This window comes from Kitasatospora sp. NPDC096128 (assembly GCF_040303105.1).
GTDB lineage: Bacteria > Actinomycetota > Actinomycetes > Streptomycetales > Streptomycetaceae > Kitasatospora.
This window is the reverse complement of record NZ_JBEOSP010000029.1, coordinates 35,007-49,585: the sequence shown is the minus strand read 5'-3', so window position 1 is coordinate 49,585 and position 14,579 is coordinate 35,007. Positions and strand designations below refer to the sequence as shown.

The window sequence follows — 14,579 nt, the reverse complement described above, 5'->3', positions numbered from 1 at the left end:
GGTGTCCTGGGCGGCCACCGCGTCGATTGAACGAAGCCGTCCTGGCCACTGCGGACCTGACCGGCCGCCACCTGGACACCGGCGAATGCCTGCCGGTACGCCGTCGGCGGTCGCGCGCGCCGACCCGCCCCGTCACGAGCCCGATGTCGGTCCGGATGCTCCGTGGCGGAGGCCGTCGAGGAGCAGGTCGAGGAGGCGGCCGGCCCGCTCCCGCTGGTCGGGGGCGCTGGTGACCAGCGCGATGCCGGCGAGGCTGAAGCCGATGTCGAGGGGGTCGACGTCCGAGCGCAGGAGACCGGCTTCGGCGCCGGCGTGCAGCAGGGTGCCGACTGCGGTGCCGAGCCTGTCGAGGCTCTCCGCGAAGGGGTCCGCGCCCGATGCCACCGCGGCGCGCAGGGCGTCTGCCATGCCGTGCTTGGCCGCGAGGTAGTCGATGAACCGGTCCATCCACAGGCGCAGTGCCCGGTCCGGGGTGTTGTCGGCCAGGAGCTCGGTGGCGCTGTCGCAGACCCGGGCCAGCTCGTTGCGGTAGGCGGCCTCGACCAGCGCCTCGCGGGTGGGGAAGTGGCGGTAGAGCGTGGCCGAGCCGACGCCCGCGGCCTTGGCGATCGTGTCGATCGCAACGTCCGCGCCCTTCTCGGAGAAGGCGCGCACGGCCGCTTCGAGGATGCGTTCGCGGTTGCGGCGGGCATCGGCGCGCAACACGCTCGGCTGGGTGGTCAAGGCTGGTCCCTTCGTCGGGGGACCAGTCTACTTGGACAACCGGGGAGTTCTCCGGTTACGGTCGAGGCTAATCGGGGAGTTCCCCGTTTTCGGGTTGCCGCCCGTACGCTCCACAGGCAAGGAAGACCCTCATGACTTCTGCGAAGACCGTCCTGATCACCGGCACGTCCTCCGGGATCGGCCTGGCCGCCGCCGTCGGCGCCGCACGGGCCGGCTGGACGACCATCGCGACCATGCGTGACACGGGCAAGGCCGAGGCGCTGCTCGAGGTCGCCGCCGAGGCGGGCGTGGCCGACCGCATCCAGGTCAAGCGCCTGGACGTGACCGACGCCGCCGGCATCGCCGCCTGCCTGGACGAGGTCATCGCCGAACACGGCCGCCTCGACGCGCTGGTCAACAACGCCGGCGCCGCGAAGACCGGCACCATCGAACTGATGAGCCTGGACGACGTCCGCGCCGCCATGGAGGTCAACTTCTTCGGCGTGGTCGCCGCCACCCGCGCCGCCCTGCCCCACCTGCGCGCCAGCCGAGGCCGGGTCATCACCGTCACCAGCATCGGCGGCGCCGTCGGCCAGCCCTTCAACGACGCCTACTGCGCCGCCAAGTTCGCCGTCGAGGGCTTCATGGAGTCCCTCGCCCCCGTCGCCGCGACGGTCGGCGTCGACGTCACCGTGGTCGAACCGGGCCCGGTCGTGAGCGAGTTCGTCGCCAACCAGAACCTGGACCGCCCCGCCGCGGTCGCCGCGGCCGGGCCCTACGCCCCGGCTCTCGAGGCGTACTTCGAAGCCGTCCGGGACGTTTTCCTCGCCGACGCCCAGACCTCGGCCGAGGCCGCCGCCCCGATCGTCGAGGCCCTGGCCGCCGACCGCCCGGCCTTCCGGCTCCAGACCTCCGCGTGGGCCCGTGACTTCGTCGCCACCACGCTCGCCGACCTCGACGGCTCCGCGGTCCAGGCCCTCACCAGCGCCTGGGTCCGCTGAAACAACCCCGGAAGGAGAAGACCACCCATGTCCACCGCGGACCTGTCGCGTGCCGAAACGGACGCGAAGCATTCGTTCGACCGCTACGCGGCCACCTTCATCGAACTCGCCGCAGCCGGCGGCACCGACCCGGCGCCGCTGCTGGAGTACTTCGCAGTACCCCTGACCGTGGCCACCGGCAGCGCACACACGGTCCTCACCTCGGCCGAGCAGCTGACCGCCGGGCTCGCCCACGAGCTGGCCGCCCTGCGCGACCTCGACTACGGCGGCAGCCAGGCACTGGACCCGACCGTCCGGGTGCTGAACGAGCGAGCGGTCACCATCGAGGTGAGCTGGGCCCGCTACGACCGCTCGGGCGCCGAGTTCCAGCGCCCCCGCGTGTTCTACTTCCTCGCCCGCACGGCCGAAGGCTGGCGGATCACCACCTCGGCGGTCCTGGCCGGCTGAGCCTGGCTGCGGGGGCGGAAGCCGACCAACCGCATGGGCCCGGATCTCGACAACCCGACGGCCGGTCACCTATCCGCGCGGCCTCTTATCGACAGGCCGTCATGATGAAGCAGACCTAGGTGACATTTGTCAGTCACAGTGGTGACAGCCGTCATCGGTGAAGGGGCGAGTCGACTTCGATACTCGGATCATGACCACTCAGCACCGGTGCCATGGGAGGCACCCCACGAATGCGCCGTCGCGCCGGTCCGACGGAACGGCAGCCCGGACAGCACTGACCCGGCAACCGTGGACGCGACGCAAGCTGATGACCGTCGGCGGTACCTTGGCGGTTGCCCTCACCGCGGCGGGAACATCCCCGGCCACTGCCTCTCCCGTGCGGCGTTCGGCCGCGTCCGTCCCAGGGGAACAGGCCCCGCCTCTACGCCTCGCACTGCCCATGCCGACCGGCAGACACGCGATCGGCACGCGCTCCCTGCGGCTCGTGGATCGTTCCCGGCGAGACCCATGGGTACCGGCCAAGCCGGCGCGGGAATTCATGATCCAGATCTGGTATCCCGCGGCACGGGTGACGGGTCGTCTTCGTGCCCCCTGGATGACACCGGCGGCGGCCCGACACTTCCAGAGTTCCGGTCTCCTGCCCACCGGGTACGTCACGCTCCCCGACTCGCACGCCGGACCGGACGCGCCCGCGCAGACGGCCGGCGGGCCCAGGCCGGTGATCCTCTACTCACACGGCCACGGGCAACACCGCAGCTCCGGCCTGGCCCTCGTCGAGGACCTCGCCAGCCACGGCTATGTGGTCGTCACCATCGATCACACCTACGACGCCGGGCAGGTCGAGTTCCCCGACGGCCGCGTCGAGACGTACGGAATGCCTGAGCTGTCCCCGACCCTGCCGCCCGCCGAGGAGGCACGCATCGTCGGCAAGGCCGTCCGGGTGCGGGTCGACGACGTCCGGTACACCCTGAAGGAGCTGGACCGTGCGCTCCGGCACGGAACACCCGACCTCCCTGTCGGGCTGCCGGACATCATGGACCTGTCGCGTACGGCGATGTTCGGCCATTCGCTGGGCGGCGCCACCACGGCCGAGGCCATGTGCGCAGGACTGCCGATCACCGCCGGAGCGAACCTCGACGGGGCCCTGTCGGGCGAGGTCGTCACGCGTGGCGTCGACAGGCCTTTGTTGCTGGTGGGGGCGGATCGGCCCGACGACCCGACATGGCTGGACACCTGGCCTCATCTGCGGGGCTGGCGCCGCTTCGTGCGACTGGCCGGGTCCGAGCACTTCTCCTTCACCGACTACGAGGCGCTGCTCCCTCAGGCCGTGGCGCGGCTCGGCGGGACCCCGGAACAACTCGCCTCCTTCATCGGCCCGTTGCAGTGGAGCCGCTCGCTGTCCGTGCAGCGGGACGTCCTCGCGGCCTTCTTCGGCCTGCATCTACGCGGCCACAGAGCACCTGTCCTCAACGGGCCTACCGCGCACTACCCGGAACTCGTCTTCCGGAAGGACCCTCGGTCAGGCCCGGAACCGCAGTGAAGCCGGGCCCGGTGCCCCCGTTCGCCCACGCGAGGGGCAGGCCTGGTCACGGGTCCGCCGGGCGGGTCGTGGTCGGCGTCGGTTCTTTCGTCAGATCACGGAGCCCAGCCCGAGGAAGCAGTACGTCCTGACGTCGGCCGGCGTCAGGACGCGGACGAAGACCCCGCGGTTCCTCCCGTGCGCCACCAGGCGCTCGTCCGCCAGCCGCTGGGCGGCCCCGGCCCCGGCCTGGGCCGGCCGGCCCCGGTCCGCCGCCAGGGCGCCGAAGTCGGGGGTGGGGGTCTTGTTGCTTCCGGCCATGGTGTCTTCTCTCCGAGCTGTCGGGCGACCCGCGTTCAAATCCGTTGAGGACGACCCTACTTCGCCCTTGTAGGATTGTTGAACAAAACTGTAGTCTCCTCTGCGCGGGCCGCCCAGGGCGCGGTGCCCGGCCCCGGCGTCGCGGCTGTTCAGCCAATTCGACTTTGAATCACGGTAGTTGACACACAGTAAGGATCTTCTCCGCTCATGCCTGCAGACGATCTGCACCACGTCGCATCGCCGCCGCCCGCCTTCCAGCCCCTCCAGGCGGACGACCCGGCCCAAGTCGCCGGCTACCGGCTGTACGCGCGGCTCGGGGCCGGCGGGATGGGCCGGGTCTACCTCTCCTACACCCCCGGCGGCCGCCCGGTGGCGCTCAAGGTGGTCCGCCCCGAGTTCGCCGAGGACCCGGAGTTCCACCGCCGCTTCACCCAGGAGGTGACCAACGCCCAGCGGATCCACGGTCTCTACACCGCGCAGGTGATCGACGCCGGCACCGAGGCCGACACCCCCTGGCTGGTCACCGCGTACGTGCCGGGCCCCTCCCTGCAGCAGGTGGTGCGCGAGCACGGCGCGCTGCCGGTGCGCACCGTGCTGCTGCTGATGGGCGGCATCGCCGAGGCGCTGCAGGCGATCCACGGCGTCGACGTGGTGCACCGCGACCTGAAGCCCGCCAACGTCCTGGTCGCCGCCGACGGCCCGCGGGTGATCGACTTCGGCATCGCCCGGGCCGCCGACGCCACCGTGCTGACCGGCACCGGCCTGCGGATCGGCTCGCCCGCGTTCATGTCGCCCGAGCAGGCCCAGGGCGCGGCGGTCACCCCCGCCACCGACGTCTTCGCGCTGGGCGCGCTGGCCGCCTACGTGGCCGGCGGCGTGCAGCCGTTCGGCGAGGGGCCGGACACCGCGGTGCTCTACCGCGTGGTGCACGAGCCGCCGGCGCTGGACGCGGTGCCCGCCGAGCTGCGCGCGCTGCTGGAGCGCTGCCTGGCCAAGTCGCCCGAGGACCGTCCCACGCCGGCCGAGGTCATCGAGGCCGCCCGCAACCACCCCGAGGTCGGCGGGCAGCTGCGGTTCGCCGACGACTGGCTCCCCGCGCCGGTGTCCTCCGAGATCACCCGGCGCTCCGACCTGCCCAGGACGCCGCCGACCCCCACCGTGCTGGACGCGGGGCTCCCGCCCACCCTCCCCGAGCCGCCGTCGGCAGCCGTCCCGCCGCCGGCTTTCGGCGAGCTGCCCACCACGCGGGCGCGGCAGCCGGAGCAGGCCGTCCCGGTCGGCGGGGCCGCGCCGGCCCCCGCGGTGGCGCAGGCCAGGACGGGAGGCGTCTCCTGGAAGGCCCTGCTGGCCGTCGCCGTGGTCGTGGCGCTCGGCGGCACAGTGGCCGGGGTGGTGCTCACCCACAACGACAAGCCGGCCGCCACCGCCCAGGCCCCGGCCGCCGGCAGCGCCGCCGCGCAGTCCCCGGCCGCGCCCGCCGGCACGCCCGCGGCGCCCGACGGCACGCCCGCGGCCGTCGCCACCGCAGCGGCGGGCCCCGGCGCGGCGGCGCCTGCGGGCGGCAGCGCGCCGACCGCCGGGGGGAGCTACACCCCGCTGGTGAGCAAGGTCGAACTGAGCATCCCGGCAATCCGGTTCGCCACCCAGGCGTACCAGGTGGACCTGGTCGGCGGCAAGACGGCCCCCGCCGTCACCACCCCCAAGTGGGCGCTCGCCCTGACGCACGAGAGCCCCGCCGGCAGTGCCTCGGCCGACTCCTTCAGCGCGGCCGGCTACGACCTCTCCGACTTCGCCGTGCTGACCGACCCGTCGTCCACCCCGGCCCAGTGCAACACCGCGATCAACACCAGGCCCGAGGCCCACGTCGGCTTCGGGGAGGTCAGCGGCGGCAGGCTGCTGTGCATACGCGCCCGCGGCACCAACAGCATCGGGATCGCCGTCATCGAGACCGCCGACCTGCAGACCGGCGAGGTCAAGCTCTCGCTGAGCACCTGGCAGCGCGGCTCCTGACCACGGTCACCCCGGGCCGGTGGGCCGCGCACCGCGGCCCACCGTTCAGACGGGCTCCTGTGCGACGAAGCGGGCCGGCAGCCCGTGTCATTGTCGCCGCCGGCCGTCGAGCTGGTACGGTGCGCCACCGCCGGCGCTGCCACCCCCGCCGGCGCTGCCACCGCCGATGGGCGGGCCGGGACCCGGGAGCACGGTCCCGGGCCGGGGCGGGGGCGGGAGTGCGGTCCCCGTTCCGATGAGTGACGACCGGTGACGGGTGCGCTCCGTAGTGTCGTGGATGTGACCTGGTGGTTCGTCCACCGTCACCGTCAACGCCCGTTTCCCGCGCCGCACCCGTGGCGCCGCTGCCCGAGGAGCCTGCCCATGGCCGATCGCCATTTCCGCCACCGTCTCGATCTCTCCGCTTCCACCGGCGACGGCGGGCCGGGGTTCGGGCCCGCCCGGTGGAGCGGGCCGGAGGCCGCGCCGGCGGACCTCGCACCCGCGGGCCTGTCCCGGCGGCGCTTGCTGACGGCGGGCGCGATGGCCGGGGCGACGCTTCTGGGCACCGGCCTGATGGGGGGCAAGGCCTCGGCCGCGTCCGCCCCGGCGATCTTCTACTCGCCGCACCAGGACGACGAGGCGCTGGGCCTGGCCGGATCGATCCTGGAGCACAAGGCGGCCGGACGGCCCGTGTACCTGGTGTTGGTGACACGGGGTGAGAACGACCAGCTGGCGGCCATCATGAACGAGTGGGCGTGGCAGAAGGACGAGAAGACGGGGGAGTGGAAGAAGGTCGACTGGTCGTGCAGGCTGCGCCCCTCGGGCCGGTGCGCGGCCCACGGCCCCCACGGGGTGGAATGGCCGACCGACGGTGACAGCATGGTCGTGCCCGCCCGGACCGCCGAGTTCATGGCCTCGGCGAAGGCCCTCGGCGTCGACAAGGTGATCAACTGGAAGATCCCCGACACCGCGTACGACGGCGACGACGCCTTCAAGAAGCTCACCAAGACGGTCAAGTCGAAGATCGCGTCCCTCGCGGACCAGTACCCGGGCGCCTCGCACAAGTTCACCGCGGGCTGGCTGGAGGTCACCCGGACCCACAAGGCGATCACCGACGCGGCCGTGGCTCTGGCGTGGGACGGCGTGCTCACCGACGTGCGCTTCAACTTCGTCTACGCCTACGACTACCCGGAGAGCTACCGCCGCAGGGGCGCCGCCTACGTGCTGGACATCCCCGACGAGCACATGAAGAAGAAGAACAACGCCATCCGCTGCTACAACGCCTGGAACCCGTCCAAGAACTTCTACGCGCTCGGATACCACAGCGTCCCGGAGAAGATGGAGAGCGCGGCGGCCGACCTGCACGAGTACGTCTTCGCCCTCCCCGACAAGAACAAGTACCAGACCGGCAACATCGACAAGGAGAGCAAGCGCTTCACCGGCGAGCCGCAGTGGGACTGGTCCTGACGGACCGCCGGGCGCCGACCGGCGCCCGGGCCGGCCGGCCGTAGGCTGCCCCGGGCGGTTCGTTTCCTGACCACCGTTCGGGTCGTTGAACGCTGCACCACGTTCTCGACGCAAAGCCCCCGGCGCCCGTTCGCCCCCGGCACGCCACCACCCGCAATTCCCCGGGGCCTGGCGGGCTCAGCCGTCGCCGAACGGTTCGTCACTCCACCTGAACCAAGCGCGACCGTCACTGATATGCAGGAGGAACTCTGCGACCGGACCCGCCGGGGCCACCAGCGACAAGGCGCCGGCGATCCGGTCGTAGGAGGCTTCGAACCGCCCGTACTCCTCCGTCTCCAGCAGAGCCAGCGAATCGTCGAACCACGGCTTCACCTCTTCGAACGCCGGCGTTGGAACGAAGCGCCCGTTCAGCCACGGAAAGTCGGCTTCGTCGATCACGATCTCGCCGAGCAGATCCTCCTGCCGCATCAGCCGCCAGACTTCGCCCTCGAAACCCATCCCGCCAGCTCTCCGATCCAGCTCTTGATGTCGCCGGCAGCCTCTCACGCAGCAAGGACAACCCGGCAGGAGCGCCGGTGTCGGCGGCCGGCTCGGATTCCCCGCTCACGGCCGGTCGGCGGGGAGTTATCCGGCCGCGGATGTCGCAACGCGTAGTCGTCAACGAGGTGGTTACCCGGTTTCGGTCGTCGGCTGCTCGGTTTCCTGCGGGCCTTCCACCGGGAAGTGGATCGGGCTGAGCAGGTATTGCGCCCGTTCGAGGCTGGGCGAGTTGGCCAGCCTCGGCACGATGGCCGCGCGTAGCTCGCCGATCAGCTCCGTCAGTTCCGTCGGGCTGAGCCAGAGGGAGTGCTGCCGGTAGCCCACCTGGTCGGCCACGGGGTCCGCCTCCTCACGGTCGAGATAGGCGTTGAACTCCGCGAGCAGGGCGGTCATCGCCGTGGTGAATGCCTGCCGATGGTCCTCCGGGGTGAGCGTGCGGACCGCCTCGGCCCCGACGACGGCCCGGTCCGGACGCAGCCGGTAGTGCCGTTCCACCGCCCCACGCACCCGGTGCTCCTCGGCGACCTCCAGGATTCCGCCGCTCACCAGTAGATCGATGTGGCGGTAGACGGTGGCCTTGGAGGCTTCCGGGATGCGCGCGCACAACTGTGCGGTGGTCAGCAGTCTTCCACCGCCCATCGCATGCACGATCCGCAGCCGGATGGGGTGGGCGAGCAGTTTCAGGGAGTCCATACCCGAACCTTCTCATAACTGCTACTGTTCTCAATCATGCGAATGGATGAGGGTGGGGTACCGGAGGTGGCGCGGGGCTTCGCCGCGCTGCTGCGGGCAGAGCGTTTCGACAAGATCGCGGAGCTCTTCGCGCCCCCGCTGCGGGCCATGGTCTCCGCTGAGGCACTGCGACTGGCCTGGGCCACCGAGGCCGCCGGCCACGGCGGGATCAAGGCGGTCCGGGAGCCACAGATCCAGGCCGGCGAAACCGACCCGATCCGCGTGCGCATCGCGGTCACCTGCGCCGACGGAGGCTTCGCCGTGGTCACCTCGGTCGGCGGCGACGGCCTGCTGCACGGGCTGCGCCTCGATCCGCACGATGGCGCCGTATGGCAACCACCGCACTACGCGCACGAGGACCGGTTCACCGAGCGGGAAGTCCTGCTCGGAACCGGGCCACTCGCCGTGCCCGGCACACTCACCCTGCCCGACGGTCCCGGACCGCGGCCCGCCGTGGTCCTGCTCGCCGGTGGAGGGCCGTTCGACCGGGATGAGACCAGCGGCCCCAACAAGCCGCTGAAGGACATCGCCTGGGGACTCGCCTCCCGCCAGGTGGCCGTGCTGCGCTTCGACAAGCCGACCTTCGCACATCCCGGCCACTTGCCCTCCGGCTTCACCATGGCCGACGAGTACCTGCCGCCCGCCCTCGCCGCCGTCCAACTGCTCCTGCAGCAACCCGAGGTGGCCTCGGACCGGATCCATCTGCTCGGCCACAGCATGGGCGGTAAAGCGGCGCCTCGGATCGCCGCCGCCGATCCGTCGGTCGCGGGCCTGGTGCTGCTCGCTGCGGACGCGCAGCCGATGCACCAGGCGGCCGTCCGGGTGGCCCGCCACCTCGCGGCCCTCGCCCCCGGCCCGAGTACCGACGAGGCGGTGGCCGCGCTCGCCCGGCAGGCCGCGCTGGTGGCAGGCCCCGAACTCACGCCCGAGACACCGCCGGACCTGTTGCCCCTGGGGTTCTCCGCCGCCTACTGGCTCGACCTGCGTGCCTACGACCCGGCGGCCACGGCGGCCGCGCTGGCCTGCCCGATGCTGATCCTGCAGGGCGGACGGGACTACCAGGTGACCGTCGCCGACGACCTGGCACTCTGGCAGCGCGCCCTGGCACACCGGCCCGGGGTGACGATCCGGATCCACCAGGACGCCAACCACCTCTTCTTCGCCGGCAGCGGCCATCCCACCCCAGCCGAGTACGCCCGGCCAGGACATGTCGCCCCTTCGGTGGTCGACGAGATCGCGACCTGGCTGGCACCACAATAGGGAGGACAAGGCTCCGACCAGGCCAATGCGTCGAGCCCACAGCGGTCACCGCCGGTTACACCCGTAACTGGCCGTCCGTGGGCCATTCCCGGTGGCCGCTGTCAGGCTTGGAACCGAGCATCGTCACCGACCTGGGTTCTGTCTCCGTGTGTCCGGAGGGGGATTATCCAGGGGTGGGGGAGTGTGAGGGACGTTTGTTCTGCCCCGTCCAGCAGTCGGCCACGCCCGCGGCCTGAGCCTGTCCGGCACGCCCGATCCCTCGTTCATACGTCCGCCACCGCGTAGCCGAGCGTGCGGGCGCGGTCGGCGTAGCCTCGAGGTCCGCCGCCGGGTTGGGCGATCTCGCGGAAGGCCTTGCGCGCGCAAGCGGGCTGACGGGTCAGTCGCTCCAGGACGATCGCAGTCGCGTCAGGGTTCGTGGCGGCCTTCGCAGCCACGCGGGGACCGTGGCGGTCGATCACGGCGAGCAGTCGTGCCTCGGTGAGACCCGGGTGCGGGGCGATCGCCTTGAGGGCCTTCGCGTCGCAGTCGCGGGCGAGCGTGTCGCGGATCGCGTCCGCCAGGTCGCCGCGCAGGGCGACCAGCATGCGCGGGGGCGGGTCGGCCGCCGTGGCGAGGCCGGCGACCTCGGCGGGCGTGGCCGCGGCGATGCGCGGGAGCGGCGGGGAGCCGGCCGGATCACCGAGCTGCGCGCCGGCCGCTCGCAGGGCACCGCGCACACCACCGCAGCCAAGCTGGCCGAGAGCGAGGCCGCCGAGGGCGAGCAGCAGCCGGCCCCGGTTGAGTCGCCGATCGAGTGGCTGCGGATCAACGCGAAGCAGCACGCGGCGAGGATCCTCCAGACCGTCAAGCTGCGGGCGTTCAACCCGCGTGCGGTCGAGTGGCAGCGGATGCACGCGGTCGCCGCCGTGTTCCACCTTCAGCACGGCCACCTCGACCTCACCGACAAGACCAAGCATGCCGAGCTGATCTCCTGGCTCACCCGCCAGCGCCACCTCTACGGCCAGGGCCTGCTCGACGCCGCCCGGGTCAGCGAGTTGGACGCCCTCGGGATGATCTGGTCGAAGAACGCCAACGCCTGGGAGCGCGGGGCCGCCTACGCCGCCGCGTTCCACCACCAGCACGGCCACCTGGCGATCCCCGCGACCGCGAAGCTGGATGACTACGCGGTGGGCGCGTGGATGCGCCGCCAGCGCAAGGCCGACAACCTCACCACCGACCAGGTCGCCAAGCTCGACGCCCTGGACGAGCTGTGGCGGCTGGAGCCGGACTGGAACCGCTCCTACCGCCGCCTGCTCGCCTACCTCGCCGCCGGCGGAACCCTCGACGGCCCGGCGAACCGCACCGGCCTCGGCGACGACCCGGCCTTCCGTCCCGGCACGTGGCTGCGCAAGCAGGACAAGGCCCGCGCCGACGGCAAGCTGACTAACCACCAGACCGCGCTCCTGGACGCGCTCTATCGGCACGCCGAGACCGTCACCGGCTGACCCGTCCGGTTCACCCCGCCGTCCCGGCCCGATCAAGCGCCAGCGAGTCCATCAGCTTCGGGCGGCTGCGGCTGCGGCTGCGGCTCGATCGGGAGCTGGAGGTCGGTGGGCGGTGCCTCCAGAACGCCGTCATCGAAGAGGGGCGGATGTGTCCACTGCGCGACCGCCCACATGATGATTCGTCCGCCGGTGAGGCTCATGTGGCGGAAGTCCACGGTGCAGCCGGCGAAGTGCGCCATGTGGAACTCCACACTGCCACCCCTGAGTCTCGCACCGCGAAGGTTCACACTGCCGTCGATGAACTCCGCGTAGTCGAAGATCACTGGGCTGTCCGAGAACTCGGCTTCATAGGCCTCCACCCTGCAGCCGGTGAACCTCGCTCCGGTGAAGGCCACCTTGCCACCGGTGAACCTCGCTTCGACGAAGCTCACCGTGCCGTCGGCGAACTCGGCCATGTCGAACGCCACCCTGCCGTCGTAGAACTCCGCGTGGAGGAAGGTCATTAGGCCTCCGACGAACTTTGCACGGGTGAAGTCCACCGAGGCACCGGAGAATCTCGCGTCGGAAAAGGACACTCCTCCGTCGGAGAAGGTCGCACTATGAAAGTTCACCGTGCCGCCGAGGAACTGCGCACCAGAGAAGTCCAGCCTGCCGCCGCTGACCTTGATGTTGGAGAAGTCCACCGTGCCGCTGCTGAACTCGGAGTTGGAGAAGTCCACGGTGCTGCCGGTGAAGCACGCGCCGGTGAAGGCACCGCCGTCGAATACGGCGCCGGTGAAGTCGAAGGCGTGTCCGGTCCAGGAGGTTGCGGACTCGCTGACCTCCTCTTGGAGGTGGTCGCAGATGACACGGAGCACGGTGTGGCGGACCTCGCGGTCGGCCCGCCAGGCCAAGTGCTTCTTGGCCGGCGCCTTCGCGCCTGGCTCAGTCGGGTACGGCATGCGCAGTTGAGCGCAGAGCACGTCAATGCAGGTCTGCCGCCGTTCATGCCAGTCGTCGGCCAGTCCGGCCATCGCGTGAACGCCGGCGAGCCGGTGGGCTGGCTCCGTGTGACCGAGGAGTTCGGATGCGGTGGCGAACCGCTCGTTGAGCAATCGGACCCGTTGTTGGCGCAGTTCGTGCCGGGCGCTCTTGCGTTGCTGCCGTGCTGTCGTCTTGGCGGCCCACAAACCAATCCCGGCACCGATCACCACCCCGACGAGGCCGAGGAGGCTCCCCACGAAGACCGTCCATTGGCTGCCCGCTGCGGCCCCTTGATGGCGGGGCTGGGGCGGCGGACCTGCGGCGAGTGCCGACCAGGTGCTGTCCAGCACGCTGAGTAGGGTCGTCATGGTTGCCACGGTAGGCCGCGGCCGTTCGCGGGCCGGGAAGGCGTGCCCGGACGCAAGTGCGGTCGCCATCCGCACCGGCGGCGAAGCCGACCCGGCCTTCCGCCCCGGCACGGGGCTGCGCACCGTCCAGACACGGCTCCTGGCGTTGCCGGACTGGTACGCAGACGGCCCGCTGAGCATGGACCACCGGTTCGTCCCGGACAAGACCACCCAGCGGACGATCGGCCTGCTCGCGGCCCTCCTGGATGGTGCCTCCCAGGGCCGTACGCCGCCACGCCCGCGGGTCCCGATGGCCCGCCGGCTGTGAGCTGCGCCAGGCGGTGAAGCACCGGGCGGAGGAGGAGTTCTGCCCCCACCTGTGCTGTCAGCGGCGGGTGGTCGTCGAGATCCGGGTGAGGACGGCCGTCGCCTGTGCCAGGTGGGTGCGGAGCCAGGCGGTCAGGTGTTCTCGGACGGCCTCGGCGACGCAGGCGCGGACGGGTTCGTTGCCCAGTCGGTCGCGACAGGCGCCCTCGAACGTGGGGTGGTCGAGCTTCACCGACACGACTGCCGTCAGGCCCGCGCTGAGCTGGGCGGGGGTGAAGTCGGGGTCGGACGGGGTGAGCAGCTGGTGCTCCCGGGCGTGGGCGTTGACCGCGGCCGCGAGGCCCTCGCGGAAGCCGATCCGCCGACTGCTGGCGCGGCCGGTGGTGCAGGGAGGTCCGCGACTACAACGACGACGGCTGGCGCGAGTACGACGACGCCGTGCCCATCGTCGCGACCACGCTGGAACTGCTGGCCGAGCACGGGCCGCTCGGGCCGGTGTGGTGGCGCTTCGGCCGCCCGGGCCGGCACTCCCTCATCGAGGCGCTGGAGAACCCGAACAACCGGGCCGCCTGCGACCAGCGCCAAGCCGCCCGCGAGGACGAGGAGCACAAGGCCCACCAGGAGCTGATGGACTCCCTGGTCTGCATCGACTGCGGCGAGGTTCCCGAGGAGGAGAGCACCTGGGAGTACGGCCGCCAGGGACAGGTCGAGTGGACCCGCCGCCCGGGTGGCCGCTGCTGGCCCTGCCACCAGGACCGCGAGGAGCGACTGGAACGGGAGGCCGAAGAACAACTGGAGGCCGCCCGCACGGCCAACGCCGCGCTGCGCCCGTGCTGGACGTGCCGGGGCTCCATCGGCGGCCAGGAGGGCTCGCTGCTGGAGCTGACCGAGAAGGCCGGCCCCGACCGGCTGGAGTGCCCGCAGTGCGAGCGGGACCGTGCCGAGAAGGACTTGGGCCCGCTGGTGCTGCCCGCCCCGACGAAGCGGGAGCGGGTGGCCGCGCTGGTCTCCGCCCCGGATGACCCGTGGTGGGAGGACCGGGTACTGCACGCCAGGCTCTACCCGGCGAAGGGCCGCCGGGTGTGACCTGTTGGTGGTTGTGGGGTGTTTTGGCCGTGTTGGCGGGGTTGCGCGGGCCGCCACCTGTGCGCGGTGCTGCGCCTCGGCCCGTCGCGGCCGGATCCCGATGGGGCAGGGCGGTGAAGGTGGCTCGCTCGGCGGCGGGCGCCGGGCCCGGCCGGGGTCAGCGCCAGTCGAGCCCGAGCGCCGCGAGCTGGTCGAGCTGCTCACCGGTGAGCTTGGCCCGGCGGGTCCTGGTGTTGGAGATCCACGCCCCGAGCTTCACCTCCACCATCGCGCCGTCGTCGCTGTCCCGGATTTCCTCGATGTGCTGGCGCGGCACGGTCACCGACCCGACCCCGGGACCGGGCAGCGACGCCGCGATCGCTGTGAGTTCCTGGTTTTGCCCGGCAAG

17 protein-coding genes are annotated in these 14,579 nt (G+C 71.7%); 9 read left to right on the top strand and 8 right to left on the bottom strand.

The window, feature by feature from the left end:
* Nucleotides 1-132: 132 nt before the first annotated feature.
* Nucleotides 133-723, bottom strand: coding sequence for a TetR/AcrR family transcriptional regulator (locus ABTY61_RS28200; protein WP_350507904.1), 591 nt, complete (start codon nucleotides 721-723; stop codon nucleotides 133-135).
* A gap of 131 nt (nucleotides 724-854) precedes the next feature.
* Between ABTY61_RS28200 and ABTY61_RS28195 the strand changes: the two genes are divergently transcribed.
* From ABTY61_RS28195 to ABTY61_RS28185, 3 genes are all read left to right on the top strand, one after another.
* Entirely contained in the window at nucleotides 855-1,703 is an 849-nt protein-coding gene (locus tag ABTY61_RS28195) for an SDR family NAD(P)-dependent oxidoreductase (RefSeq protein ID WP_350507903.1), read from the top strand.
* A 27-nt stretch (nucleotides 1,704-1,730) separates the two neighbouring features.
* A complete protein-coding gene (locus tag ABTY61_RS28190; protein ID WP_350507902.1) occupies nucleotides 1,731-2,150 on the top strand; it encodes a DUF6841 family protein in 420 nt (139 codons plus the stop codon).
* Between the two features lie 595 nt (nucleotides 2,151-2,745).
* Nucleotides 2,746-3,690, top strand: a complete 945-nt coding sequence (locus tag ABTY61_RS28185; RefSeq protein WP_350507901.1) for an alpha/beta hydrolase family protein — start codon at nucleotides 2,746-2,748, stop codon at nucleotides 3,688-3,690.
* A gap of 90 nt (nucleotides 3,691-3,780) precedes the next feature.
* On the opposite strand, the gene ABTY61_RS28180 is transcribed toward ABTY61_RS28185, so the two are convergent.
* The gene (locus ABTY61_RS28180) at nucleotides 3,781-3,990 is read right to left on the bottom strand and encodes a hypothetical protein (protein WP_350507900.1); all 210 of its coding nucleotides are present in this window, start codon (nucleotides 3,988-3,990) and stop codon (nucleotides 3,781-3,783) included.
* 207 nt (nucleotides 3,991-4,197) lie between these two features.
* Between ABTY61_RS28180 and ABTY61_RS28175 the strand changes: the two genes are divergently transcribed.
* A complete protein-coding gene (locus ABTY61_RS28175) occupies nucleotides 4,198-6,000 on the top strand; it encodes a serine/threonine-protein kinase (RefSeq protein ID WP_350507899.1) in 1,803 nt (600 codons plus the stop codon).
* 363 nt (nucleotides 6,001-6,363) lie between these two features.
* On the top strand, nucleotides 6,364-7,449 hold the full coding sequence (locus ABTY61_RS28170; protein WP_350507898.1) for a PIG-L deacetylase family protein: 1,086 nt from the start codon (nucleotides 6,364-6,366) through the stop codon (nucleotides 7,447-7,449).
* Nucleotides 7,450-7,626: 177 nt separating this feature from the next.
* On the opposite strand, the gene ABTY61_RS28165 is transcribed toward ABTY61_RS28170, so the two are convergent.
* Nucleotides 7,627-7,947 carry a hypothetical protein gene (locus tag ABTY61_RS28165; protein WP_350507897.1) on the bottom strand — a complete coding sequence of 107 codons (321 nt, stop codon included), beginning with the start codon at nucleotides 7,945-7,947 and terminating at the stop codon, nucleotides 7,627-7,629.
* 171 nt (nucleotides 7,948-8,118) lie between these two features.
* Nucleotides 8,119-8,682: a helix-turn-helix domain-containing protein gene (locus ABTY61_RS28160; RefSeq protein WP_350507896.1), complete on the bottom strand. Its 564-nt coding sequence runs from the start codon at nucleotides 8,680-8,682 to the stop codon at nucleotides 8,119-8,121.
* 36 nt (nucleotides 8,683-8,718) lie between these two features.
* Between ABTY61_RS28160 and ABTY61_RS28155 the strand changes: the two genes are divergently transcribed.
* A complete protein-coding gene (locus tag ABTY61_RS28155) occupies nucleotides 8,719-9,981 on the top strand; it encodes an alpha/beta hydrolase (RefSeq protein ID WP_350507895.1) in 1,263 nt (420 codons plus the stop codon).
* Nucleotides 9,982-10,244: 263 nt separating this feature from the next.
* On the opposite strand, the gene ABTY61_RS28150 is transcribed toward ABTY61_RS28155, so the two are convergent.
* Nucleotides 10,245-10,913: a hypothetical protein gene (locus tag ABTY61_RS28150; RefSeq protein WP_350507894.1), complete on the bottom strand. Its 669-nt coding sequence runs from the start codon at nucleotides 10,911-10,913 to the stop codon at nucleotides 10,245-10,247.
* Between ABTY61_RS28150 and ABTY61_RS28145 the strand changes: the two genes are divergently transcribed.
* Complete coding sequence (locus ABTY61_RS28145) at nucleotides 10,890-11,468, top strand: helicase associated domain-containing protein (protein ID WP_350507893.1); 579 nt, start codon at nucleotides 10,890-10,892, stop codon at nucleotides 11,466-11,468. The genes ABTY61_RS28150 and ABTY61_RS28145 overlap by 24 nt on opposite strands.
* 32 nt (nucleotides 11,469-11,500) lie before the next feature.
* Here the strand turns inward: ABTY61_RS28145 and ABTY61_RS28140 are convergent, their stop codons facing one another.
* Complete coding sequence (locus ABTY61_RS28140; protein WP_350507892.1) at nucleotides 11,501-12,799, bottom strand: pentapeptide repeat-containing protein; 1,299 nt, start codon at nucleotides 12,797-12,799, stop codon at nucleotides 11,501-11,503.
* Between ABTY61_RS28140 and ABTY61_RS28135 the strand changes: the two genes are divergently transcribed.
* Nucleotides 12,798-13,106 carry a hypothetical protein gene (locus ABTY61_RS28135; RefSeq protein WP_350507891.1) on the top strand — a complete coding sequence of 103 codons (309 nt, stop codon included), beginning with the start codon at nucleotides 12,798-12,800 and terminating at the stop codon, nucleotides 13,104-13,106. The two genes, ABTY61_RS28140 and ABTY61_RS28135, sit on opposite strands and share 2 nt — an antisense overlap.
* A gap of 57 nt (nucleotides 13,107-13,163) precedes the next feature.
* On the opposite strand, the gene ABTY61_RS28130 is transcribed toward ABTY61_RS28135, so the two are convergent.
* A complete protein-coding gene (locus tag ABTY61_RS28130; protein ID WP_350507958.1) occupies nucleotides 13,164-13,463 on the bottom strand; it encodes a TopoII/MutL transducer domain-containing protein in 300 nt (99 codons plus the stop codon).
* An 80-nt stretch (nucleotides 13,464-13,543) separates the two neighbouring features.
* Here ABTY61_RS28130 and ABTY61_RS28125 point away from each other — a divergent pair, with 80 nt between their 5' ends.
* Nucleotides 13,544-14,191, top strand: a complete 648-nt coding sequence (locus tag ABTY61_RS28125; RefSeq protein ID WP_350507890.1) for a hypothetical protein — start codon at nucleotides 13,544-13,546, stop codon at nucleotides 14,189-14,191.
* A 157-nt stretch (nucleotides 14,192-14,348) separates the two neighbouring features.
* On the opposite strand, the gene ABTY61_RS28120 is transcribed toward ABTY61_RS28125, so the two are convergent.
* The gene (locus tag ABTY61_RS28120; protein ID WP_350507889.1) at nucleotides 14,349-14,513 is read right to left on the bottom strand and encodes a helicase associated domain-containing protein; all 165 of its coding nucleotides are present in this window, start codon (nucleotides 14,511-14,513) and stop codon (nucleotides 14,349-14,351) included.
* Nucleotides 14,514-14,579: the final 66 nt, after the last annotated feature.